Origin of the sequence: Draconibacterium sediminis, assembly GCF_000949475.1 — a bacterium.
Taxonomy (GTDB): Bacteria; Bacteroidota; Bacteroidia; order Bacteroidales; family Prolixibacteraceae; genus Draconibacterium; species Draconibacterium sediminis.
On the sequence record NZ_JRHC01000002.1, the window covers coordinates 492,710 to 518,044 of the forward strand.

Annotated in this window: 18 protein-coding genes; 17 read left to right on the plus strand and 1 reads right to left on the minus strand. The window is 39.4% G+C overall.

What is annotated here, in order from left to right; genetic code table 11:
• Positions 1-14 precede the first annotated feature (14 nt).
• The 15 genes from LH29_RS11960 to LH29_RS12030 all read left to right on the plus strand — a co-directional run bounded on the left by LH29_RS11960 (position 15) and on the right by LH29_RS12030 (position 21,805).
• A complete protein-coding gene (locus LH29_RS11960) occupies positions 15-887 on the plus strand; it encodes a glycosyltransferase family 2 protein (RefSeq protein ID WP_045029983.1) in 873 nt (290 codons plus the stop codon).
• A 125-nt stretch (positions 888-1,012) separates the two neighbouring features.
• Complete coding sequence (locus LH29_RS11965; RefSeq protein ID WP_082063618.1) at positions 1,013-2,497, plus strand: flippase; 1,485 nt, start codon at positions 1,013-1,015, stop codon at positions 2,495-2,497.
• 334 nt (positions 2,498-2,831) lie between these two features.
• Positions 2,832-4,613 carry a capsule assembly Wzi family protein gene (locus LH29_RS11970; protein ID WP_045029988.1) on the plus strand — a complete coding sequence of 594 codons (1,782 nt, stop codon included), beginning with the start codon at positions 2,832-2,834 and terminating at the stop codon, positions 4,611-4,613.
• Between the two features lie 337 nt (positions 4,614-4,950).
• The gene (locus tag LH29_RS11975) at positions 4,951-6,633 is read left to right on the plus strand and encodes a capsule assembly Wzi family protein (RefSeq protein WP_082063624.1); all 1,683 of its coding nucleotides are present in this window, start codon (positions 4,951-4,953) and stop codon (positions 6,631-6,633) included.
• Positions 6,634-6,704: 71 nt separating this feature from the next.
• The gene (locus LH29_RS11980) at positions 6,705-7,520 is read left to right on the plus strand and encodes a glycosyltransferase family 2 protein (protein ID WP_045029991.1); all 816 of its coding nucleotides are present in this window, start codon (positions 6,705-6,707) and stop codon (positions 7,518-7,520) included.
• A gap of 530 nt (positions 7,521-8,050) precedes the next feature.
• On the plus strand, positions 8,051-8,770 hold the full coding sequence (locus LH29_RS24625; RefSeq protein ID WP_157493676.1) for a hypothetical protein: 720 nt from the start codon (positions 8,051-8,053) through the stop codon (positions 8,768-8,770).
• Positions 8,771-8,786: 16 nt separating this feature from the next.
• Complete coding sequence (locus tag LH29_RS11990) at positions 8,787-9,851, plus strand: acyltransferase family protein (protein ID WP_045029995.1); 1,065 nt, start codon at positions 8,787-8,789, stop codon at positions 9,849-9,851.
• A 21-nt stretch (positions 9,852-9,872) separates the two neighbouring features.
• Positions 9,873-10,700 (plus strand): glycosyltransferase family 2 protein, encoded by an 828-nt coding sequence (locus tag LH29_RS11995; RefSeq protein WP_045029998.1) that lies wholly within the window; start codon positions 9,873-9,875, stop codon positions 10,698-10,700.
• Between the two features lie 4 nt (positions 10,701-10,704).
• Positions 10,705-11,430: a glycosyltransferase family 2 protein gene (locus LH29_RS12000; RefSeq protein ID WP_045030001.1), complete on the plus strand. Its 726-nt coding sequence runs from the start codon at positions 10,705-10,707 to the stop codon at positions 11,428-11,430.
• 206 nt (positions 11,431-11,636) lie between these two features.
• Positions 11,637-12,521, plus strand: coding sequence for a glycosyltransferase (locus tag LH29_RS12005; protein WP_157493677.1), 885 nt, complete (start codon positions 11,637-11,639; stop codon positions 12,519-12,521).
• Positions 12,522-12,643: 122 nt separating this feature from the next.
• A complete protein-coding gene (locus LH29_RS12010; protein WP_082063638.1) occupies positions 12,644-15,076 on the plus strand; it encodes an SLBB domain-containing protein in 2,433 nt (810 codons plus the stop codon).
• A gap of 75 nt (positions 15,077-15,151) precedes the next feature.
• Positions 15,152-16,279: a GNVR domain-containing protein gene (locus LH29_RS12015; RefSeq protein ID WP_045030006.1), complete on the plus strand. Its 1,128-nt coding sequence runs from the start codon at positions 15,152-15,154 to the stop codon at positions 16,277-16,279.
• Between the two features lie 152 nt (positions 16,280-16,431).
• Positions 16,432-17,859 (plus strand): capsule assembly Wzi family protein, encoded by a 1,428-nt coding sequence (locus tag LH29_RS12020; RefSeq protein WP_082063645.1) that lies wholly within the window; start codon positions 16,432-16,434, stop codon positions 17,857-17,859.
• A 238-nt stretch (positions 17,860-18,097) separates the two neighbouring features.
• Entirely contained in the window at positions 18,098-19,174 is a 1,077-nt protein-coding gene (locus LH29_RS12025) for an MraY family glycosyltransferase (protein ID WP_052670848.1), read from the plus strand.
• A 348-nt stretch (positions 19,175-19,522) separates the two neighbouring features.
• A complete protein-coding gene (locus LH29_RS12030; protein WP_045030273.1) occupies positions 19,523-21,805 on the plus strand; it encodes an NADP-dependent malic enzyme in 2,283 nt (760 codons plus the stop codon).
• An 80-nt stretch (positions 21,806-21,885) separates the two neighbouring features.
• Here LH29_RS12030 and LH29_RS12035 read toward each other — a convergent pair whose 3' ends face one another.
• A complete protein-coding gene (locus LH29_RS12035) occupies positions 21,886-22,449 on the minus strand; it encodes a hypothetical protein (protein WP_045030012.1) in 564 nt (187 codons plus the stop codon).
• Positions 22,450-22,600: 151 nt separating this feature from the next.
• Here LH29_RS12035 and recR point away from each other — a divergent pair, with 151 nt between their 5' ends.
• Together recR and LH29_RS24785 are read left to right on the plus strand one after the other, a co-directional pair.
• Positions 22,601-23,227, plus strand: a complete 627-nt coding sequence (gene recR / locus LH29_RS12040) for a recombination mediator RecR (protein WP_045030015.1) — start codon at positions 22,601-22,603, stop codon at positions 23,225-23,227.
• Between the two features lie 144 nt (positions 23,228-23,371).
• A complete protein-coding gene (locus LH29_RS24785; protein WP_045030018.1) occupies positions 23,372-25,327 on the plus strand; it encodes a glycosyltransferase in 1,956 nt (651 codons plus the stop codon).
• Positions 25,328-25,335: the final 8 nt, after the last annotated feature.

Genomic DNA, 25,335 nt, shown 5'->3' on the forward strand with positions numbered 1-25,335 from the left:
AAACAAAACTGAAGATGATGATTACAGCCAGTATTGTACTATATAAAACATCAATGGCGGAATTGGAGAAAGTATGTCATTCCCTGTTACAGGAAGACATCTTTTCGAAGATTATAATTGTGGATAATTCGCCTGATGACCGTTTAAAAAATGTTATTCGCAACCGTAAGATTGAATATATTTTTGTGGGGAAAAACCTGGGGTATGGAGCTGCACACAATATTGCCATCCGGAAAATTTTGAATCAATCAGAATATCACCTGGCTTTAAATACCGACATTTTCTTCGCTCCGGGAGTTATCCCAAAAATCATTGCTTACTTTAAAAAACATCCAAAAACGGGTTTACTTCTCCCAAAGGTATTAAACCTTAGAGGCGAAGTGCAATACCTTGCCAAGCTATTACCTACACCGTCGAACCTGATTATCCGGCTCTTTTTACCCGAAAACATATTAAAGGAAAAACGGAAAAGATATCAGCTGGCTTTTAACGGGTACAATACAACCATTGAAGCCCCTTGCCTTTCGGGATGTTTTATGTTTTTCAGAACAGAAGCCTTAAAAAAGGTGGGACTGTTCGATGAACGCTTCTTCCTTTATGCCGAAGACTTTGATCTTTCGCGAAGAATTCATGAACACTATGAAACCATTTATTACCCAAAAGTATCGATCACCCATTATCACCACCGCCACTCCTACAAGAGTGCCCGAATGATGATGATTCACATGGTGAATACCATTCGCTATTTTAATAAATGGGGATGGTTTTATGATCCTCAACGATGGAAAACCAACAAACGAATACTGCATGAGCTGGATTATAAACTCAAACTAAAATCAACATTGGAAGCCTTAAAACCTTCCAAAAAGAAAAGAAAGGTTTCCTGAACTGATTAAAAGAGTCACCGCTACCGCGCGAATCCTTTCGCGTGGTTTTTGCTACATGACCAGCAAATGAATTTAAGGTAGCAAAAACAATTACAGTAAGCACTTTTCCTGCCCATTACTAAGTTTTGAAAAAAACAACATCCATAAAAAGGAATCTATTTCACAATAGTTTGCTTCTTTTGAGCAACTTATTGTTTCCCTTTATCAGCTTTTCGTATGCTTCACGTGTATTGGGTCCAGAGGCTTTTGGAAAGATTCAGTTTATTCTGGTATTTGCCCAGTACTTTGTTTTACTGGCAGCCATTGGAATACCCATTTACGGCGTACGTGAAATTGCAAAAATCCGTCACGACGAAACACAAATAAGCAAAACAGTTTCAGAACTGCTGTTTCTAAACGGTATCAGTTCGTTTCTTTTGCTTTTGGTATACCTGGGAATTCTGTTTTTAGTTCCCTGGTTTCACGATGATCTGCAACTCTATCTATTGGGAGGTTTAATTGTTATCAGTGCCTTCTCCAACCTCGACTGGTATTACAACGGCATGGAGCAATTTCGCTTTTTATCCATGCGCTCCATTAGCATAAAAGCACTTTCCTTAGTGGCGCTGTTTGTATTTGTAAAAACAAAGGAAGATTTGCTGGTCTATTTTGCCGTGGTAATATTTTCAATTTTAGCCAATCACTTATGGAATTTATGGGGGATCAGAAATATTATCTCTTTTCATTTCAAAGCCCTGGAACTCAAACGTCATATTCCGGCATTGCTAACCTTACTGGGCACTTCGGTATCCATTAGCATTTATTCGGTCATCGATACCTTGTTGCTGGGTTTTCTGTCCGACGATACGGCCGTGGGATTGTATACTGCAGCCGTAAAGATCAATAAAATTACCATTCCGGTGTTGATAGCCCTGGGTACCGTATTAATACCCCGTATTACACAAAGCCTTGAAAGCAGGGACAAAATTCAGGTCAATAAATTGATTAACCAATCTTTTGCTTTTACCTGCTTACTGGGTGTGCCTGTTAGTTTTGGACTTTTTCTTTTTGCCAAAGAGTTTATTATTTCCATTTCGGGACCGGAATTTGCCAACGCAGCACTGACCATGAAAATAAGTGCACCTTTGGCACTGATCATAGGGATTGCCCATATTTTTGGATTTCAACTGTTAATACCTGCCGGCTTCGAACGAAAATACCTTTGGGCAACCATTGTCGGTATGGTTGTTAGCATTGTTTTAAACCTCCTGCTCATTGGCAGCTTTAAGGACAAAGGAGCAGCTGTTGCTACAGTCGTAAGCGAAATTGTTGTAACCGGAATCGCGGGCTATTTTGCGTATAAATACATAAAATTTAAACTGGTTTGGGGAATGCTGTCGAAAGCTTTTCTGTCGTGTTTACTTTTTATTCCCATTACCTATGGTGTGCGTACAGTTGCTGAGAATGAGATAATCTGCCTCTTAATTGCTGTTCCGCTGTCGGCATTGGTGTATTTTAGTATACAAGCCTGGATATTTAAAAACCCTTTAATCGAAGAAGCTTTTGTCTTTGCCAAAACAAAAGGCTGGATACCGGCTGTTTTAAGCAAGAGAAAAGGTAGGGTACAGTAGTGTAAGGACAGACAATTTCTTATAAAACATTCATGATTCCGGTGAATCACCAACAGGGATGAAAGTAATGCAAATTTCAGCAAACTCTCCCTCATTCCCTCTCTTCTCCTGAAGAGAGGAACGATTGTGTCGAAGCCACAATCAGGGTGAGTCAATAAATTTTGAACCACATTTTGCTACAAATTGTAATTGGACTTTCAGAAAAAAGTCCCGGAAGGGACGAGAGGTTGGTAAAAACATAGGGGCAAAGCCCCGACATGTTGCAGCATCGTCCGTTAGGGCGATGGTTTTTTAATAGAACTACACTCCCATCAAAAACAAGAAAAAAAAGTATATGACCTGGAAATATTATTTATTTGTGGCTTTAATCCTTCTTGTTACAGAGCAGGTTGGTGCCCAGGCCCTGTCAAGCAACTTCGATCAGCTGGAAGATTATTACCGAAGAGAACAACTTTTGGGTAATATCGAGCCGAATTATTCTTTTGTCTCCTATCCTCTCTTTCCTACCGAGGCTTTTGATGTAAACGATTCGTATCGCCCAACCGAAACCGCGGAAAGTTTTTTCGAACGGGATGTTAATGAGCTACTGGAAAAACGTTTGCCTTCAGATCTCTCGCTGCAGCTGCTTCCATTGGTTTGGACCAATCAATACAATTCGCACCATCCTGAAGACTGGAATGATGGAACTATGATTCCGGCCAAAGGTTATCAGACCTTCGTTAGCGGTGGCCTCTATTTTAATGTTGCTTTGAGCGATGATCTTCCTTCGCTTTCTGTAAAAATACAACCTGAATATGCCTATGCCTCCAATCCGGATTATGATGGTTTTCCATTAACCCGGGAAAACCCGGAGCTGGCTACTTTAAGGTGGGCCCAATATTATTTTAATACCTTAAACTATATCGACCAACCGGAGCGTTTTGGCGAAGATGCCTACAACCAATTCAACTGGGGACAAAGCAGTGTTCGTATTAATTATAAATCCATATCACTGGGCCTTTCCAATGAAAACCTCTGGTGGGGCCCCGGCAGACGCAATAGCTTGTTAATGACTAATACAGCGCCCGGTTTTCGTCATTATACTTTAAATACCACCCGTCCGATTCAGACACCTCTTGGTTCCTTTGAAGGACAAATTATAATTGGGAATCTTAAAGCTTCGGGATACCCGCCTCCCAATACCGAGGTAAAAGACCACAACGGCATTGGCTTTTATTCGCCCAAAAGGCAAGACGATCGATATTTTAACGGCATGATCCTGAATTACAGCCCCAGGTGGGTAAAAGGCCTTCATCTGGGCTTAATCCGTAGTTTCCAGATGTATAAGATCGATATGGACGACTCCTTCAATGCCTATTTGCCCGTTTTTAGTCCTTTCAGCCAAAAAGGAATAGAAAAACAAGCGGGAGATACCAAAGAAGGTGAATTGAGTAACTACCAGAAAAGAGACGCATACTATTCGTTTTTTATGCGTTATGTCTGGCCCAAAGCACATGTTGAAATATATGCGGAATATGGACTGGCCGACAATCATTGGGTCGGAAGAGATTTTATTGTGGAGCTGGAACATTCAAGGGCCTTTAACTATGGGTTCAGAAAACTAATTGATCTCCCTTCTGAGGATCAGGTTATTCAGGTGGGCATGGAAATCACTCATTTGGCAAAAAATCCAACCTCAGTATTAAGAGGCCCCCAGGGTGTTTACCAGCAGGGCAGCAAAACCTGGTACACCGGCGTTGGTGTCCGGCAGGGTTATACCCACCAGGGGCAACTGCTGGGTGCCGGAATCGGACCGGGTAGTAACTTAATGAGTTTAAATGTGGGCTGGAACAAAGGTTTGAAAGGGATTGGACTTCATCTGGAACGGTATGCCCACAACGAAGATTTTCACAATGAAATCATAAAAGATATACGAATGCACTGGGTCGATCTGGCAGCCGGATTAAACGGAAGTTGGGATTATAAGAATCTGTTGTTTTCACTGAATTTAAAATTTGTAGGTGCCAAAAACTATCAATGGGAGTATGACTTTAACTGGAACGAATACTGGGATAACAGTCGTGGCGAAGATGTGTTTAATTTCCATGGTAAGTTGGGAATTATGTATCGTTTCTAGTATCAGAACAAAAGAGTTGCAAGCTACGAGTCACTAGTCACTAGCCACTAGTCACTAGCCACTAGCCACTAGCCACTAGCCACTAGCCACGAGTTACAAGTTACAAGTATCCAGAATCTAGTATCAAGTACAAAGGCAAAAAAGATCTAAAAGATTTCACCACAGAGTTACTCCGAGAAATCACAGAGTTTCACAGCGAATAAGATAGAAAGTTAAGAACTACAATTTTACAATTTATCAGTTTTACAATTCTTTGTATCAAGTATCCAAGATCCAGCATCCAAGATCCAGTATCCAGAATCCGGAATCCAGTATCAAACATCAAGTATCTCATATCATGTACACAAAATATAAACACTTACTTTTCTTCTCCCTGCTATTCTTTATTGGCGCGGAGAGTAGTTGGGCGCAGTCCTTATCCCTAAATAAACAAAACCTGAACGATTATTACCGTCGTCAGCAGTTGCTGGGCAATGTGAATCCGACCTTATCTTTCACCTCCCGGCCTTTGTTTTCGGAAGCACTGGATACTGATAATATTTTCGATCCTGAAAATACATTGGAAAATTCCAGCCTTACCAACTTTAACAGCACCTTTACCTTTCACAAAGGAAGGGGGAAATTCACCCTGCTTCCCGCGAGTATACTGAACCAATACAACAGCCATCATCCGGAGGGCATTAACGATGGTTCGATGATTCCGGCACGGGGAGCACAAATACGCGCCGACCTGGGATTCTATTTTAAATACAGCCTGCTGAGTATAACCTTTAATCCGGAATTGGTTTATGCCCACAATAAATTATACGATGGTTTTCCTTCCGGCTATAAAACCACTTTGAATCTACAATTTCCCAACTCAAAAGGGACAATTGATCTACCGGAACGTATCGGTGGTTTTCATTACACCAAGTTTCTGTTAGGTCAGAGTAGTGTTCGCTTAAGCTACAAGCCCATCTCCATTGGGCTGTCGAATGAAAACCTTTGGTGGGGACCGGGTTATAAAAACTCCCTGCTCATGACTAACTCAGCATCAGGTTTTTTACATCTCACTTTAAATACAGTACACCCCGTAAAAACACCGATTGGTTCGTTCGAAGGACGGCTTATTGCAGGAAAACTGGAAGAATCGGGATATACCGAAGGATTGCCGGATGACTGGCGTTATTTAAATGCGATGGTTTTAAGCTATCAACCCCGCTGGGTACCGGGTTTGTTTTTGGGCTTTACACGAAGTTTTCAAATCTACTCGGAAGATATGGGCTCAGGATTTTCTGATTATCTGCCGGTACTTAGTTTGCTTTCCAAAAGTTCTGGCGGTTCCAATGAAGAGGTAGACAGTCAGCGACAGGATCAACTTATTTCGCTTTTTGCCAGATGGCTTTTCCCTGAATCGAATGCCGAAATTTATTTTGAATATGGCCGCGAAGACCATTCCTGGGACATGCGCGACTTTTTGTTGGAACCAACGCATACTTCCGCTTATATTCTTGGAGCACATAAATTACTGGGCTTTAAAGGAGATCGTTATTTCCAGGTACGGGGAGAAATTACCCAAATGGCTTTAAGTCAGACAACGTTGAATAGAAACCGTGACTATACAAATCCTTTAGCTAACGCCTGGTATTACCATCATCAGGTTAAACATGGTTATACCCATAAAGGACAATTAGTGGGTGCAGGAATTGACCCCGGGAGCAACACCCAAACTCTTGAAATTAGTTGGAACAGAGAAATTAAACAAGTAGGTATTGAATTCGATCGTTATGTACACAATAATAATTTCTGGTACGAATCCATTAAAGATTTCCGGGCCAACTGGGTGGATTTAAGCACCTCGGTTTTTGCCAACTGGGATTATAAAAACTTTTTGGTATTTGGAAAAATAAAGCTGGTTAGCAGCAGAAACTATCAATGGCTTTACGAGCCCACTTGGGCCGAAGTACAGGCCGATTACTGGACACACCCCAACAACACATTTAACCTGCATACACAATTTGGTGTTTCCTACCGATTCTGATACTTTAATTAAACCATAAGACAAGCTTATTAGCAAACTAAAAAAACGACCAACATTATACCAATTCGCCAATGCAGATCTCCCCGTTAATTTCAATTATCGTTCCTTGTTACAATCAAGGGAAATATCTTACTGAATGTCTCGCAAGTGTTCATTCACAAAGCTATGATAATTACGAAATTGTTATAGTAAACGATGGAAGTACAGACGCGCAAACCAACAAAACAATACGCGGGATTTCGCACCCCCGGATAAAAGTACTGGAAACAAAAAACCAGGGCGTTTCCGCTGCCCGTAACCTGGGAATTAATAAATCGACAGGTAAGTACATTTTACCTTTGGATGCAGACGATAAAATTGGTGCAGATTTTATTCAGCAGGCTGTTGAAATTCTGGAAAAGAACGATGAAATTAAAGTGGTAAATTGTAAAGTCACACTGTTTGGGGCAAAAAAAGGTATTTTACCTGTTGAAACCTATTCGTTGGAGAAGCTGCTGGCAAGAAACTTTATAGTGGTTTCAGCCATTTTCCGAAGGTCAGATTTTGACCAAACAAAGGGATACAACCCAAATATGAGAGAAGGTTTTGAGGATTGGGATTTTTGGATAACATTGCTAAAAAACGGAGGTGCTGTACATACCTTAAATGACACCGGCTTTTTTTATCGCATTAAAAGAAATTCAAGAAATGCTTCCGTACTCTCACGTAGAGAACATTTGCGTAAACTGAGGCATCAAATTTATTTGAATCACCAGGACATTTATTCTCAACATTTACTGGATCCCCAGGAATCTTTTGAATATGAACTAATTACTCAATCACGCGAGTATAAACTGGGTGTACTTTTGCTTCGACCTATTCGTGCAATTTTCAAGTTTCTAAATTGATTCATACTCTAATTCATAATTACAAAAAGTATTATTCAACATTACTAAATCTATTTATAGTATTGTTGTTTGTGGATGCAATCATTGATCCGAATAATCGGGTTTTGCATTTAAAATACGTATTATTTGGACTGGTAATTTTAATTTGGGGTTCAGGGAAACTTTTTGAGCGTTTAGAACTACCTCCAAGGCGGCTTATCTATATCATACTGTTTGTTTCGTTTTTTATGCCTTTTTATGCTTTGTCAATGGGGCTCATTAATAACTTCTTACAAAATACAGACCTACAAGCTATTGTATATTTTAATTCATTTTTCTTTTTCCTGTTGATATTTATAATATATGATACAGGTTTTGATTTAACTAAAGTTATAAATCGATCAACACTATTAATAATAGTAATTACGCTGGGTATATATTGTTTTTTTATTTTACAACCTTCGATGTATCTGGTTCTTACAAAATATTTGGTAATTGATAAAAACATTGCAGTTTTTGGTTTAAGAAAATATGGACCAATCACGATGCTAATGATCTACTTCAGAACATCTCCTTTGCTCGTATTTCCACTGGCTTATTTCCTTCAACGCATATTGATGGATAAAACCAGTAAGGCCCGTTTTATACACTATTTTATATTAACTGCCATAATTGTGACATTATTCCTTTCAGGTACAAGAGCAAACCTGGTATCGCTTCTTTTTATTATCCTGTTCTATGTCTGTTTATGGACTTTTAAAAAATCAAAGCCTGCTTTTATTTTATTGTCGTTAGTACTTTCTCTGGTATTTATATACGAGGTTTCAACTATTCTTACCATTCTTTTTGATAAGAGCGAAATATCCAACTCCGTAAAACTGGGGCATTTTGAATCCTATTTGGATTATTTTTCAAAAAATGGCTTACAATTATTTTTTGGACAAGGTTTTGGAGGAGCTTTTTATTCGTCAGGATTCAACAAGCTTACAACAGTAACGGAGCTTACCTATCTGGAGACAATCAGAGTATGGGGGCTGCCAATCACTTTCATATTTATTTTGATTTTAATACTCCCAATCATAAAAGATATAAGGGATAAAAATTTTAGTTCGGTTTCAGTTGCCTATATAGCCTATCTTTTTATCGCCGGTACAAATCCTTTTTTATTCAGTTCTACAGGTATGATGGTACTGGTATATGTCTTTTCCAGGTCGTTTATGGTAACGAATAGCGAAAACAGGATTGTTGTAAATGGAGTTAAACAATTTTAGCAAACATTAGTAATACATGAGAATTACAAAGTTAGATGGATTACGAGGCATTTTCTGTTTGATGATTATTCTTTTTCACTATAAAGAAGATTTTCTGCCATCATACCTATACAACAACTTTTTCATTCGTGAGTCTTATCTCGCTGTAGATTTCTTTTTTGTATTATCCGGCTTTGTAATTTCTTATAATTACAACACTATAAAAACAATAGGGGAATTTATTACTTATATCAAAAAACGTTTTATCCGGCTCTATCCTCTTCTTCTTTTCTCAACAACGGCTTTTTTTCTGACCGATCTTTTTTTCAATTATTTCTTACCAACGTATATTTCAACTGTCGAACCATTCTATGCACTATTTAAAAAATATTTGGATACCATAGCTTTTACCAATTCCACTCCTATTCTTGGAAATACTTTTGGAATGAATCCTCCTTCCTGGTCAATTTCAGCCGAAATGATTTCATATATTATCTTTGGTTTTTCAATGGTATTCATCCCAAAAAAATATACCAGACCTTTTTTAATGACTATAATAATACTCAGTGCAGTATTCCTGATTATAAATGGTTGGTTATTCGAAATTAAAGGCGATTTAAGTTTTCTGAGAGGTTTTATTTCATTTAATATCGGGTATTTTGTGTGGTTGTTTTCATTAAAAAAATTCAAAATAAACAACTCACTTGAGTTTATTCTGCCAATACTATTCTTGTTCCTACTATTTATATCATTTAACGTAACGGGTCTAAGTAAAAATATAGTTAGCTATACAATAATTCCTCTGTTTTTTGGATTTTCAGTATTAACTTTTCTGAAAACAGATGGTGTTCTTAGTAAGTTACTTGAATCAAAACCCTTGAAATTTCTGGGTGATATATCCTATTCCATCTATCTAAATCATTTTATCATTCTGATTTTGGTTCCTGAGGGAATTGTTACTTTTTTAGGATTAAGCAAAACCAACTTTCATCTGATTTTAATATTCATAATTTCGGTTACATTGATAATTCTTTATAGTTTCTTTACCTATAAAGTTGTTGAATTACGTGGGGCTTCTTATTTAAAAAAGAAGTTGTTATAGTACATATTAAACAGAACAACCTTGGTCGATATATTATTATCAACTTTTAACGGTCAGGCTTATATCCCGGATTTGCTTCAATCGCTGCAAAGCCAAACATTTACTGATTGGCGATTAATTGTCAGAGATGATGGTTCAACAGATGAAACCCTTTCCATGTTAAAGCATTTTAGGGAAACCCATCCGAAAAAAATAATCAACCTTGATGAGAAGATAAAAAACCTGGGGCCAATGCGAAGTTTTGAAAAACTGATGGAATACAGTTCTGCTGAATACATCATGTTTTGCGATCAGGATGATGTATGGTTACCCCATAAAATAGAAGAATCGTTAGCTTGTATTCAGCAACTGGAGCAGAAAAACCCGGATAAAGCGGCATTGGTTTTTAGCGATCTGGAAGTAGTGGATGAACACTTAAATACAATTAATTCATCGTTCTGGAGCTATTCGAAAGTTAATCCCGAGAACGTATACAACTGTTACAAACTTTTGATTAACAATCCGGCACCGGGCTGCACTTTTATATTGAACAAAAAAGTGAAATCACTGGTTCTGCCCTTCCCTGAACAGGCCCGGATGCACGACTGGTGGATTATATTGAAAGTTGCCGAATCAGGAGTAATTGATTACCTAAAAAAGCCGGGCTTACTATACCGGCAACACAAAAAAAATAAAGTAGGTGCTGAGGCCATCAAAAACACTTACCTGTTATCGCGTATGGCCAGTTTTTCGCTCACTATAAAAAGAAATAAGGAAAGCTATCAAATGATGAAATGTTTGTCGAACGAATATTCACTCATTAAACTTTTCTATTACAAACTGCGCATATCGCTAGCTAAACTCCTCTGACAAAATGGTTATTTCGGTTTGTATACCAACTTATAACGGCGGGCACTACATAAAAGAACAGCTCGATTCCATTCTGAACCAGACCCGGGCTGTTGATGAGATTATTATTTCAGATGATTCATCAACCGATCAAACGCTTGAAATTATTCGGTCGTATAATAATCCCAAAATAAGGTTATTCGAAAATCAACAGTTTTCAAGTCCGATATTCAACCTCGAATTTGCTCTAAAACAGGCCACGGGCGATTACATATTTTTAGCCGACCAGGATGATATATGGATGCCTGATAAAGTAGAAATTTTGGTAAAAGAACTGGCAACATGTAAACTGGTAATTTCAGACGGAGTGGTAATAAACCAACAGGGCAAAGAACTTGCTCCGTCAATATTCGAAATCTATAACTCGCAAAAGGGCTTTTTTAAGAACCTCACAAAAAACTCCTATATGGGTTGTTGTATGGCTATTCATAAAGATTTGCTACCGATTGTTCTCCCCTTCCCTAAAAAGATTGCCATGCACGATTTATGGATCGGGCTAAATGCGGAACTTTATACTAACCCGATATTCTGCCCCGCCAAACTGGTGAAATACAGAAGGCATGATTTTAACAAAACGCCACTGGATGCCCAAACCAATACGAATTCGCTGTCTTATAAAATAGCCTTTCGGCTTACCATACTTTTGCTTCTCGTTGCGCGATTTGTGCGACGAAAAATGAGATTTAGATAGAATTCGTTTCACCGGTGTCCACTATACATGAATAAGATTCCTCGCTCTGCGAGGAATGACAAAGGATTCAGAAGACCTAATCAGACTTCGACTACGCTCAGTCTGACAGTCACCCTGAGCGTAGTCGAAGGGTGACTATCAAACGGGTTCTGATAAGTATTACCGAACAAAACGAAATAAAAAAAAAGACACGCTATACAACAAAAATGGAAACGCCTCACATAGTTGTACTAATTCTGAATTATAATTCGTGGAAAGCCACTTTGGGTTATGTACAGCAATTAAAGTTGCAGCAAGGTATCCGGCTTACCATTTTGGTAGTCGACAACTGTTCTACAGATAATTCTTATCATACCCTTGTCCAACATTTCCAAGACGAAGAACAGGTAGAGATTATACAATCGGAATACAATGGTGGCTATGCTTACGGAAATAATTATGGCTTAAAACACCTTCTGCAAAAATTACCGGAAAACACCTTTGTTGTGATAAGCAATAACGATATTTCAATCGATAATCCGAAGCTATTGCAGCAACTCGTTAACTACTACAAGCAATGTAACGACATTGCTTTTATTTCACCACTTATGCACATGGATGGTCAACCCGCCCCTAATGCTGCCTGGAAAATTCCGGGTTTTTCTTATGATATCCTCAGTGTAGCCAGTTTTAACAGAGTAAAATCCAATGAAGCTGTTTACTATGATATACCTATACAACAAGAATTATTTGCAGTGGATTGCCTTACCGGCTCCTTTTTTATGGGAAAGCTGGAAACTTTTGCGCGGTTAAACTATTTCGATGAACGTACTTTTTTGTATGAAGAGGAACGTATATTGGGGCTAAAAGTAAAAAAAGCCGGGCTTAAGAATTACCTGGCACTGCAGCTAAAATTTTATCACGAGCACTCCGCTGTTATCAGCAAAGAAATGAATCAGCTGGCACAAATCCGGCATCTATTCAACAGCAGAATCGTTTTTCATAAATACCACGCCAATACAAATATCGTTCTGCTTACCTTTTTAAAAGTATTTTACGCGCTTTTTATTTTTGCCAAAAAGCTGCAATTAAAATTTATAAAGCGCAGCTAAATTTCGAATTCTTATGAAGAACTGCCCTGGATGACTTTATTGAAATGAGATTTTATTACTTTTATTGCTCAATATTTACACATACTGTACATTATTTAATACCTAAAACATAAGCTATATCTATGAGATTTAATATCGTTAAATATTCCTGCCTCATTCTAATGTTACTGTTTCTAATGCCGGGGAAACTACTGGCTCAGAACCTAAACCCGATGGAGCAAAATGTTTCAGAAATAAAATCGAGCCAGATTTCGGATGCCCAAATGAGGGTTATCATGCAACGTGCTATTGAGTCTGGTATGACACCTGACCAGATCGAATCTTTAGCCCGCTCCCGGGGAATGACGGAAAGTGAAATTGAGAAATTTAAAGAACGCGCTGAACGACTGTACGATAACAAGTTAATGGATGAGGATAGTAAGGGTGTAAAAATAAATACACGCCCAAAGGTAGAATATCCCGAAGGCCTGGAAGAACGACTTCCCTACGCTGCAAAAACACAAACAAACGAGAATTTTGGTTTTTCCCTGTTCAAAAATACCGACCTTACCTTCGAACCCAGCTTTAATGTTTTAACGCCACGCGATTATTTAATTGGCCCGGGCGACTTGATAAACATCGACGTTTGGGGCGCATCGCAACACAGTTACCAGGAAGTGGTTTCAAACGATGGAAGTATAATTATTTCAAATATTGGTCCCGTATTTTTAAGTGGAATGACCACAGAAGATGCCGGGAAAAAACTGGAAACAATCTTAGGCCAGATCTACTCAGGACTAAAGGATGGGAAAACTTCAATGAAAGTTACACTGGGAGCTGTAAGGAGTATTCAGATAAATATTGTGGGAGAGGTGGTTTTACCCGGAACTTACAATATTTCGGCAATGGCAACGGCGTTTAATGCCATGTACATCGCCGGTGGTCCTGCTGACAATGGATCAATCCGCGATGTACAGATCATACGCGACAATAAAATCGTAGCACACATCGACTTTTATGAATATTTGATAAATGCCAAACAATCCAATAACATCCGTTTGCAGGATCAGGATATAATTTTCATCCCTCCGTATGAAAATCGTGTTAGGATAAACGGAGAAGTGAAACGCCCTATGGCCTTCGACATTAAACCTGACGAATCGATGGAAGATTTAATTGATTTTGCCGGAGGATTTACAGGAAATGCATACACTGAAAGGGTTAAGATTCTGCGAAAAACAGGCAAAGAAAAACGCATATTAGACATTGCCACGGATTATTTAGATGCTATTCGCCTGGAAAATGGCGATGAAGTTCAAATTGATGCCGTTTTAAATCGTTTTGAAAACCGGGTATTTATTTCGGGAGCGGTATTTCGTCCGGGTCCTTATGCCATTAACGAAGGAACCACATTAAAAGAGCTGATAAACAAAGCTGAAGGTTTACGTGAAGATGTATTTAAAGACCGCATCTCGGTTTTCCGTTTACAGGAAGATCTTACAAGAGAGCATATTGCCGTTGATTTGAAGAATTTATTAGCTTCCAATCTCGATTTCACCCTACAACGTGAAGACTCTGTACATATTCCTTCTATTCACGATTTGCGCGAAACACGAACGATACAAATTGAAGGCGAAGTGAAACATCCGGGAATTTATCCTTACTCCGAAAATACCACCGTTGAAGACTTTATTCTTCAGGCCGGAGGTTTATTGGAAACAGCTTCAACAGCAAATATCGAAATTGCCCGTCGCGTGCCAAACGACACCTCAACAGTTACTTCAGTAAAACTGGCTGATATTATTAAATTCCCGATCGATAAGTCACTGGCCCTAAGCGAAGAAGCATCCGGGTTTGTATTAAAACCTTTCGATCAGGTGTTTATTCGTAAATCACCTGCTTATACTCCGCAAATGCTGGTAAGTATTAATGGCGAAGTTAACTTCCCCGGAAAATACTCGCTCACCTCCCGCAAAGAACGAATCTCCGATTTAATAAAAAGGTCGGGCGGTATAACCACGGAAGCGTACATTAACGGCGCCAGCTTAATTCGAAAATCAACACCGAACAAAACACTGACGGACAAAGCCATCGACAACATTACAATGGAAAAAGAATCATCCAACAATATCAATATCATCCGAAATGAGTTTGATATAATTGCTGTTGACCTGGCAAGTATTCTTTCCAATCCGGGAGGAAAAAGCGATTTGGTTCTGCAGGAAGGCGATTCTATACGCATATTAAAATCCTTACAAACCATAAAGGTTAGTGGCTCGGTTTACAATCCAAATGTAGTTCCTTTCGACGAATCGCTTAAGGTGAAGCAGTACCTGGCGAATGCAGGTGGTTTAACAAAAAGATCGAAACCCGGACATATTTATGTGGTTTACGCCAATGGCTCAGTAAGAAAAACCGACAAAACGTTATTTGGTCGGAAATACCCCGAATTACAGGCAGGGGCAGAAATAATTGTTCCGAGTAAGGGCGAACGAAGAAAACTTTCTCAAACAGGTGCCATTTCGTTAGCCGCTTCTTTATCTCTGATTCTTGTTGCTCTAATCAATACCATGTGATAACGGTAAGTACCCATAATAATCAAAGAAATTATTGATGTTACAAGTTCAAAGTAAATTTTCATCTAATTAGAAATGAGCAAGAATACAGCTATCATAAATAAAAAAGATTACCTCGAGATAAAAGATCTGCTTCTCCGGCTAAAACAAAACCGCGGAATACTCATTAAATCAGCAGTTATTGCCTTTTTGGCAGGAGTATTTATCGTTGTTTTCACACCGAAAGTGTATAAAACCGAAGTAAGTTTATTAGCCGAATCCAACTCCAACAGCCCGGCAAATGGTTTAATGGGACAACTGGGAAATCTTGCAGGATTTGACGTAGGTGGTTTAATGGGCCTCGATATGAGTGGAAGTAACCAGAGTGCCTTAACCCCCGATTTATATCCAGAAGTGGTAAAGAGTACAACTTTCCTTATCGATATTTTACAGGAAAAAGTGTATTTACCTAAAGATGACCTTACCTTATCGGTTAGCGAATACCTGCAGGAACATACCAAACCATCTATTTCGGGCTGGCCGGGTTATGCTCTTAGCTTGTTAAAATCGAAGGGCGAGAAAAAAAATATCCCGCAAAAAAACGAAGGAGAACCGCTAAATCTTTCTCAGGCCGATCTGGATTTAATTAAAGGTCTGGGCAATACCATAGAAGTAAACATTATTAAATCGGAAGGTGGAATTACAGGTGGCGACAGTAAAATTATTAAAGTAAGTGTGGAACAACAGGATCCGTACGTTTCAGCGTTATTAACCGAAAAAGTGATTGCCAGTCTGAAACAATACATTATTGATTATCACACCAGTAAAGAGAAAAAAGACCTCGCTTTTATCGAGGCCCGGTATCAGGAAGCCAAAGCCCGGTATTTTGAAAAACAGGAAGCTTTAGCCGAATACGATGACAGTAATGTAAATGTAATTCTGGCATCGGCAAAATCGCGCCGCGACAGGCTGGTTACTGAAAGCACTCTGGCCTCAAACCTCTATAAAGGATTAGCACAGAAGCGAGAACAAGCACAAATACTCGTACAGGATAAAACACCCGTATTTACCGTAATAGAACCGGCAAAAGTGCCCCAGCAAAAAAGTAAGCCCAAAACTATATTTACAATTATCAGCCTTACACTAATAGGATTGTTCGCAGGCACCTGTATTGTTCTCTGGAAGGAATTTATTGTTCCAAATGATACAACTTACATGATCTAGTTTTGTATAAACTGAACCTTCGAACTGGATAACAACGATTTAAATACGCCCCAAAACCAGAGTCAGGAAAGGATATGAACAAAACTCAGAGCATTGTCAAAAATGATTATTCCTGACTAAAATAATCCCACAATACCATCGTTTAAGATCTAATGAAAAAACATTCCCAAAAGATAATCGCTCTATTACTGTTATTATGTCTCGGTCCTTTATCCGGCTTATTTGCCCAATCGCTAAATCTGGAGTCAAATACTTTGTCAGGCACAAAAGGCCAGCTGCCATTCTGGCTTTGGGCCAACCAACTGGGACAATACGATAAAAACAGCAGCACAATACAAAACTTCAGTTTTAATGCATTTCAGAAGCAACAAATCGGAGATTCCGATTTTAGCTATCAGGTAGGTCTTGACCTGGATCTGCTTCTGGCTGATGAAAACGATATTCGATTCACCCAGCTTTATGGTGGAATGAGTTGGAAGTTTCTTCAATTACAGATTGGTGCTTTTCCTGAAGAAGAGGTTTACGCCGGATTGTCAACCACCAACGGTAACCTGGCAGCATCGCGAAATGCGCGTCCTTACCCCAAAATCAGGGCAGGTTTTAACCGCTTTGTTCCTGTTTTGACAGATTGGTTCTTTATTAATGGCTTTTATGAAGAGGGCATACTCAACGATGATCGGTTTGTAAAAGATACTCATTTGCACCGGGGAGCCCTATACTTTCGCTTTGGCCAACCTAAATCAATTCAGGTAACAGCCGGGATTGAACATTTTGTAATGTGGTGGGGTACACATCCTGTCTACGGTGAATTTCCTGGCTGGGATGCTTACTTCAAATATTTGACAGCCAGTGCCGGCGGTTCAAACGTGATTGAAGAAGAACAACTAAATGCCATGGGGAACAGTTATGGAGTTTATCAGCTGGAATTTAAAAAAGCATGGGATAAACTTGATGCGACATTGTATATCAGTCATCCTTATGAAGATCACTCTGGAATGGAATTCGTTAATTATGCTGATAACCTGATTGGTATTCACCTCGATTTTAACAAAAAACAGTCTTCCTTAAAAAATATTGTTATCGAATATTTCCATACCAAAAATCAAAGTGGGGCGTATCTTATCGGTGAAGCCCCCGATGAAAACGGGCGTGGTCGGGGAATTGATGATTATTTTAACCATGGGATTTACCTATCGGGTGCCACCTACAATAAAATGGCAATGGTAAGTCCGCTGTTTGGTCCGGTAGTTATAGCGGATGGCACCAGCAGAGGTTTTGAAAGTACACGTTTCGCAGGATTCCATCTGGGTTCCGATGGATTATTTTCAGAAACCTTACAATGGAAAGCACTGCTCACCTATTCCAATAATTTTGGCCGGCACAATGGCCAGGGAGGTACAACAATCGAACCATCCCGAAAACAAGTATCAGTGCTTGGGCAGCTTTCCTGGCAACCACCAACCAAAAAGTTGACTATCTCTACGTCCGTTGCCTACGATCGTGGAAGCCAATATAATAAAGGAGTTAGCACCACTCGTTTGGGAGCAATGGTCTCATTCGCATATCGCTTCTCCAAATAAACTTTCAGTTCTCTGCCTTTAATAAAACGCTAAAAAAATTGCCCACTAAAAGATTATGAATTAAGACGTTTGTTAAAACATTTTGATTAAATTTTGATCTTTTTCCGAGCAAATATTCTTATTTTAATTAAATTTCTTTAATTTTAACCTCGTTAAAAACGATCTAACTAATTAGGAACACGTACCAATTCATAATTAATAGACCTGGAGAACACAACCAACATCATAGTATTTCGTTATGGAAATAATCTTAATCCTATCTGCACTTATACTTGGGTTTCTGCTTGTTTTAATAGCAGTACCGCCAATCATTCGTATCGCTAAATCCAAACATTTATTTGAACCTTTTGAAGAAAGAAAAATTCACACGAAAGTTGTTCCCCCGCTTGGAGGAGTTGCTATTTTTATTGCCTTTACACTAAGTGCCATCTTTGCAACCGACGGTTTAGATTTTACGGAATTTAAATACATTCTTGCAGGAGTAATACTCATGTTTTTCACTGGATTGAAAGATGATCTGATTATTATCTCGGCCCGGAAGAAATTAATTATTCAAATAGTAGCCGTCATTCTACTAATTTCCTTTGCCAATATTCATTTCACAAATTTACATGGAGTACTTGGAGAATACAGAATTGGCCATATTACAGGTATATCGCTGTCGTTGTTTGCAATGATTGTTATTATAAATGCATTTAATCTAATTGATGGCGTAGATGGGCTGGCATCCGGTATTGGAACCCTGGCTTCATTGGTATTTGGTACCTGGTTTTATTTAACCGGTAACTACCCAATAGCCATTATGACATTTGCGTTGGTTGGTGCTCTTGCGGCATTCTTTATCTACAATGTGTTTGGCAATTCCAACAAACTGTTCATGGGAGATACCGGTTCATTAATAATCGGATTTCTAATTTCAATAATGGTTGTTTCCTTTAACGAACTAAATCTGACTGCACCGGAGCCTTACCGCATAGTTGGGGCACCGGCTGTTTCATTTGCAATCGTTATTGTTCCGCTTATTGATACATTAAGAGTAATGACCATACGGATAGCCCAACGTCGCTCACCCTTTTCTCCGGATAAAAACCATATCCATCATCGTTTGTTGTCCTTGCTTCATTCGCACTTAAAAGTAACATCAATCATTTTGGCAGGTAACCTTGTGTTAATTGCAATTGCACTTGGCCTCAACTACTGGCAGCTAAATGTAAATCTGCAGTTTGTTATTATTTTCCTTGTTGGACTTGGCTTCTCGATGATTCCATCTTATATACTACGTACAAAAAGGACTAAAAAAGCTTATTCTTCGTAAGGACCAGAATTCGATATTCTGATTGATGTGATGATCACTAACGTGAGTTATTGTTTTTCGTATCGGTTGTTCTATTGTGCCAATTTGAAGGCACTCTGTTCTAAATTGATGGGTAACTCTGGAGTTCATAAGCTCTTCGTTGTAAACAATAATTCAACAGCTTCAACCTCATTCAATCTTTCCTCAGTCCTCCTCTCCTCATTCTTATTTTCCTCCTCATTAATTTGTCAAACTCCCCCCTAACTACCCTTTTTCATTTGTTGCATAACACTTTTATTTCTGATTAATAACATTTTATAGGCAGTGCTTTTTATGTAAATTTAGAATAAACCATAAAAATTGACTGCCATGCCTAAAATTCGTAGAATTGATGCCCTCAACTACCACAAGAAACATCGCCCCGGGAAAATAGAAGTTATACCAACCAAACCGCACAACACACAATACGATCTTTCGCTGGCTTACACACCGGGAGTTGCACAACCTTGTCTCGAAATTGAGAAAGACAAGGATAACGCTTATAAATACACCGCAAAAGGGAACCTCGTTGCCGTGATTTCGAACGGTACTGCTGTTTTAGGCCTTGGTGATATCGGACCCGAAGCCGGAAAGCCGGTTATGGAGGGAAAAGGTTTATTATTTAAGATTTTTGCCGACGTGGATGTTTTCGACATTGAAGTGGACGAAAAAGATCCCGACAAACTTATTGAAGTGGTTAAAGCGATAGCTCCAACGTTTGGAGGTATTAACCTGGAAGACATAAAAGCTCCCGAATGTTTCAAAATCGAGGAAACATTGCGAAAACAACTCAATATTCCTGTTTTTCACGACGATCAACATGGAACAGCAATCATTTCTGCGGCTGCACTACTTAATGCCCTGGAACTAAACAAAAAGCTTATTGAAAATATTCAGGTGGTTGTTAGCGGTGCCGGAGCTGCGGCCGTATCATGCGCTAAATTGTATATCAGCATAGGTGTTGAACCCGAAAATATCATTATGGTCGACAGCAAGGGTGTGATTAACCGCGAACGAACCGACCTGAATGAGATCAAACAACAATTTGTTACCAACAGAAAAATAAATACGCTGGAAGAAGCCATGAAAGATGCCGACGTATTTCTCGGACTTTCGGTTGCCGACGTGGTTAGTAAAAAAATGATCAAATCGATGGCTAAAGACCCAATCGTTTTTGCCATGGCCAACCCCGATCCGGAAATCTCTTACGAAGACGCCACTGCTGCAAGAAAAGACATTATTATGGCTACCGGGCGCAGTGATTACCCCAACCAGATCAACAACGTCCTGGGGTTCCCTTTTATTTTCAGGGGAGCATTGGATGTGCGGGCAACCACAATTAACGAAGAAATGAAAATTGCGGCCGCAAAAGCATTGGCAAAACTGGCCAAAGAATATGTGCCCGAAATGGTGGCCAAAGCCTATAACATGAAAAACATTGTGTTTGGCAAAGACTACATTATTCCTAAACCGCTTGATCCGCGTTTGATAACCACAGTTTCTTCAGCGGTGGCACATGCTGCCATGGAAACCGGAGTGGCCCGTAAACCCATTAAAAGCTGGGCAGCTTACGAGCGCGAATTAACCGAACGCCTGGGTATAGACAACCGTCTGATAATGGCCATTAGAACCAAGGCAAAACAAGATCCGAAACGGATTGTATTTGCAGAGGCCAATAGTTTCCGTATTCTCAAAGCAGTTCAATTCGTGATTCGCGAAGGAATAGCAAAACCAATTCTGTTGGGCAACAAAGAGAAAATTCATGAGCTGATAAAGGAAAACCAACTGGATCTTGAAAATGTACCCATCATTGATCTTTATGAGTCGGTAAGCGACGAAAAACGTCATCACTTTGCAAAAATCCTCTACGAAAAACGAAAACGTAAAGGGATGACCTACAATGAGGCGGTAGAAAAAATGTATAACCGCGACTATTATGGTTCGATGATGGTGGAAACAGGCGAAGCTGATGCATTTATTTCAGGATTCTCCAGAAAATATTCTTCTACCATTCGTCCTACCCTGCAGGTAATTGGAGTAAAAAAGGATTTTAACCACATTGCAGGAATGTATATGCTGTTAACCAAACACGGACCATTGTTCCTGGCCGATACTACTGTGAATATGAATCCGTCGGCACAAACACTTGCCGACACCACACTGCTTACAGCCGCCGAAGTACGTAAATTTAACATCGAACCACGCATTGCTCTGCTTTCCTATTCTAACTTTGGAGCGTACAAAGGAGAAGGTAGCCCAATCAGAGTAAAAGAAGCTGTACAGTTACTGCATGAGCAGGATCCCGACTTGATAGTAGATGGAGAAATGCAAGCGAATTACGCATTAAATGGCAAATTACGCTATTCGCGTTATCCGTTTAATAAACTGGGCGATATGGATGCCAATACCCTTATTTTCCCCAACCTGAGCTCAGGAAATATTACCTACAAAATTTTACAGGCATTGGGCCCTTACGAGGCGATCGGTCCTATTCTGATGGGCATGAAAAAACCCATCCATATTTTACAACGCGACAGCACTGTACGCGAAATCATTAATATGACAGCCATTGCTGTTATTGATGCTCAGGCAAGCAGTACCCTTGAAGATTAAACTTCTCGCTTTAAAATAAAGAATGCCGGAATCAGATGAATTCCGGCATTTTATTTTGATCACTATCTTTTGTATTCTCATTAAAATCCTACTCCAATTCCCAAACTGAAATAGGGTTCCCAATCTTCGTACGGTGAGTTTTTATGGTTTAACACATCAAACAACACTTGTGCGTTTAACCATACATTTGGAGAGATTGGTTGGCTGTAACCACCTCCCACGTAAAACATGGGCACTAGTTTTCGATCCTCAGGAAAATAAAACTTATAACTCATCAATTCGAATTCAGTGTGAGTATATAGACGCGGTGTAACTCGATATCGACTAAAAATACTGGCTCCGTAATTCGATCCATTCTGATCCTCGGCATCACCACCATAACTAACATATTCGTACGATACCTGTGTTCCAACCGACAACTTTGGTGTGAGTTTATAAGCCACGAGGGGCTGAGCACCAATAACACTGTAGTTTTTGCTAAAATTCATAGTTACGTAACCCCCATAATAAATTCGGCTTTTGTCGAGCTGGGGTTTGGGTAAACTTGTTTCGTTCTGTTGATCAACAGTGGTGGTATCTTGTACCTGCGCAAAACCAGATACGGAGAAAAAAATAAATACAACAAGTAAAAATGAGATTTTCATAGCTTGTGGTTTTAAATTAATGACAATAAGATACACATAATTTAGGTTTCGGAGCAACAATTTCAGCTATGAAAACAAACGAAAAAACTTCTCTGTGTGAAAAATTGCAATCTCGTATCATATTTTAAAATTCAACACTATTTTTGCTCTTATGAACATCGACAAATATCCATCGCGACTGTTGGAGGCCGCTGTAAACGAGTTTTCGAAATTGCCCGGCATTGGCCGAAAAAGTGCATTACGGTTGGTTTTGCACCTTTTGAGGCAAGATAAAGAAGATGTTAATTCGTTTGGCAACAGCCTTATACAATTGCGCAACGAAATAAAACACTGCAAAGTTTGCCATAACATTTCGGATAACGACACATGCCAGATTTGCTCCAATCCATCGCGCAACGAAAGTGTAATTTGCGTGGTTGAGAATATCCGCGATGTAATGTCATTGGAGAATACACACCAGTTTAACGGACTTTATCATGTGTTGGGAGGTATTATTTCGCCGATGGATGGAATTGGCCCGGCCGAACTGGAAATCGATTCGCTGATTGAACGGGTAGATTCAGGCAAAGTTATCGAAATCATACTGGCACTTTCAACCACCATGGAAGGCGATACCACCAACTTTTACATCTATCGAAAATTAAAAGGTAAAGAAGTAAAAATCTCTACACTGGCGCGGGGCGTATCCATTGGCGACGAACTGGAATACACCGACGAGATTACACTTGGCCGCTCGTTAATGAACCGCGTACCATTCGAAAGTTCGCTGGGAAAATAAATTACGCATCAGAAAGCCGGTTTCTTTTTGTTATGAAAAGGAAATCTTACATTTGAGAGTGATTAGTAATCAACGATAAAAGTAGATTTCCGTGGCCGCAACGTTATAAGCGGCCAGTCTATTTGAAAACGCCAGTGCAAAAAGATGGATATTTCAATTGTTATTGTCAACTATAACGTAAAACATTTTCTGGAACAATGCCTCCACTCGGTTGAGAAGGCTTTGCAGAATGTACAAAGCGAAATTTTTGTTGTTGATAATAACTCGGTTGACGGCTCTGCACAATTGATCAATGAAAAATTTCCAGATGTCAAATTTATCCAGAACAACAAGAATGTAGGTTTTTCAAAGGCCAATAACCAGGCCATTCAGCAGGCAAAAGGGAAATATGTTCTCTTGCTGAATCCCGACACCGTTGTTGAGGAAGATACTTTTGAAAAGGCTCTTTCCTTCATGGATACACACCCCGATGCGGGCGGTCTTGGTGTAAAAATGATTGATGGGAAAGGCGTTTTTCTGCCTGAATCAAAACGGGGATTACCAACTCCCTGGGTGGCCTTTTATAAAATGTTCGGCCTTTCAAGGCTTTTCCCAAGATCACGTAAATTCGGCAAATATCATCTCTCATTTTTGGATAAGGATGAAGTTCATGAAATTGATGTGCTGGCAGGTGCTTTTATGTTGCTTCGAAAGTCGGTACTCGATAAAATTGGATTGCTGGATGAATCTTTTTTTATGTATGGTGAAGATATCGACCTTTCGTACCGCATTCAAAAAGGAGGATATAAAAATTATTACTATCCCGAAACAACAATAATCCACTACAAAGGAGAAAGCACAAAAAAGGGCTCGCTAAATTACGTGAAGGTATTTTACAATGCCATGATAATTTTTGCACGTAAACATTTTTCGGGAAGTAAAGCAGGTGTTTTTGCTTTTCTCATTCATATGGCTATTTATTTTCGGGCTTTGCTTTCTGCGTCAAAACGCGTTCTGCAAAAACTGTATATACCGCTTATTGATGCATTGCTGATTTTTGCCGGATTCTGGCTGATCACTCCAAGCTGGGAACAATTCCGCTTTCATCAACCGGATTATTATCCGCCCGAATTTTTACAAATTGTGGTACCGGTGTACTGCTTGTTTTATTTATTGGGCATTCGGTTTTCGGGAGGTTACAAAAAGCCCGTTAGTATTTACAAAGTGGGCCGTGGAATACTCTGGGGGCTAATTTCACTTCTATTGGTCTATTCGCTGGTAGATGAACAATACCGTTTTTCGCGCGCTTTAATTCTACTGGGAACTGCCTGGGCCGGAATTATCCTTATCGCCTACCGATTGATAGGCCATTGGTTAAAGCTCAGCGATTTCAGGCTTCACGTGCAAGGCACCCGTAAAATTGCGATTGTTGGTCATTCGGAAGAAGCACGCAGGGTTCAACAGATTCTGGAAGAAACCCGGATTCAATCGCGATTGACAGGTTTTATTGCGCTCGACAGTAGCGATAAAGGCACAAATTATATGGGTGAGTTAAGCCAGTTGGAAGAGATTATTCGTATAAACCGTATTGATGAAATTGTATTTTGTGCCGAAAACATCAGCTCGGCAGAGATCATTAAAGCAATGCTCGACCTTAGCCGTTTGGATATTGATTACAAGATTGCGCCTCCCGAAAGTGCAAGTATCATCGGAAGTAATTCCATTCACACGGCTGGAGACCTTTACGTGGTGAATCTTAATGCCATTTCAAAATCAGGCAATAAGCGTAAAAAAAGGTTTTTTGATCTGTTTGTTGCGCTGTTGATTTTGTGCCTGAGCCCGATTCTTATCTGGTTCGCAAGTGATAAAGGAAACTTTTTAAGAAATATTTTCAGCGTAATTATTGGGGAAAAATCCTGGATTGGATACATAGCTAGTGTTGCCGACGAGAATAAACTTCCAGCGATAAAAGATGGAATCCTTCATCCATCCGACAGGTTTCCCGGGTTACAACTGGATAAGGAAAAATCGGCGCAGTTAAACCGATTGTATGCAAAAGATTACAAAGTACTTTCGGACATTGAAATTTTGTTGAAAGGCTGGAGAAATCTTGACCGTTAATAATTAAA

Bases quoted from the DNA above. Each gene is read 5' to 3' on its own strand.
- LH29_RS11960 (WP_045029983.1), top strand. From the start codon at position 15: ATGATGATTACAGCCAGTATTGTACTATATAAAACATCAATGGCGGAA.
- LH29_RS11970 (WP_045029988.1), top strand. From the start codon at position 2,832: ATGACCTGGAAATATTATTTATTTGTGGCTTTAATCCTTCTTGTTACA.
- LH29_RS11975 (WP_082063624.1), top strand. From the start codon at position 4,951: ATGTACACAAAATATAAACACTTACTTTTCTTCTCCCTGCTATTCTTT.
- LH29_RS11980 (WP_045029991.1), top strand. From the start codon at position 6,705: ATGCAGATCTCCCCGTTAATTTCAATTATCGTTCCTTGTTACAATCAA.
- LH29_RS24625 (WP_157493676.1), top strand. From the start codon at position 8,051: ATGATCTACTTCAGAACATCTCCTTTGCTCGTATTTCCACTGGCTTAT.
- LH29_RS11990 (WP_045029995.1), top strand. From the start codon at position 8,787: ATGAGAATTACAAAGTTAGATGGATTACGAGGCATTTTCTGTTTGATG.
- LH29_RS12000 (WP_045030001.1), top strand. From the start codon at position 10,705: ATGGTTATTTCGGTTTGTATACCAACTTATAACGGCGGGCACTACATA.
- LH29_RS12005 (WP_157493677.1), top strand. From the start codon at position 11,637: ATGGAAACGCCTCACATAGTTGTACTAATTCTGAATTATAATTCGTGG.
- LH29_RS12010 (WP_082063638.1), top strand. From the start codon at position 12,644: ATGAGATTTAATATCGTTAAATATTCCTGCCTCATTCTAATGTTACTG.
- LH29_RS12015 (WP_045030006.1), top strand. From the start codon at position 15,152: ATGAGCAAGAATACAGCTATCATAAATAAAAAAGATTACCTCGAGATA.
- LH29_RS12020 (WP_082063645.1), top strand. From the start codon at position 16,432: ATGAAAAAACATTCCCAAAAGATAATCGCTCTATTACTGTTATTATGT.
- LH29_RS12025 (WP_052670848.1), top strand. From the start codon at position 18,098: ATGGAAATAATCTTAATCCTATCTGCACTTATACTTGGGTTTCTGCTT.
- LH29_RS12030 (WP_045030273.1), top strand. From the start codon at position 19,523: ATGCCTAAAATTCGTAGAATTGATGCCCTCAACTACCACAAGAAACAT.
- LH29_RS12035 (WP_045030012.1), bottom strand. From the start codon at position 22,449: ATGAAAATCTCATTTTTACTTGTTGTATTTATTTTTTTCTCCGTATCT.
- recR (WP_045030015.1), top strand. From the start codon at position 22,601: ATGAACATCGACAAATATCCATCGCGACTGTTGGAGGCCGCTGTAAAC.
- LH29_RS24785 (WP_045030018.1), top strand. From the start codon at position 23,372: ATGGATATTTCAATTGTTATTGTCAACTATAACGTAAAACATTTTCTG.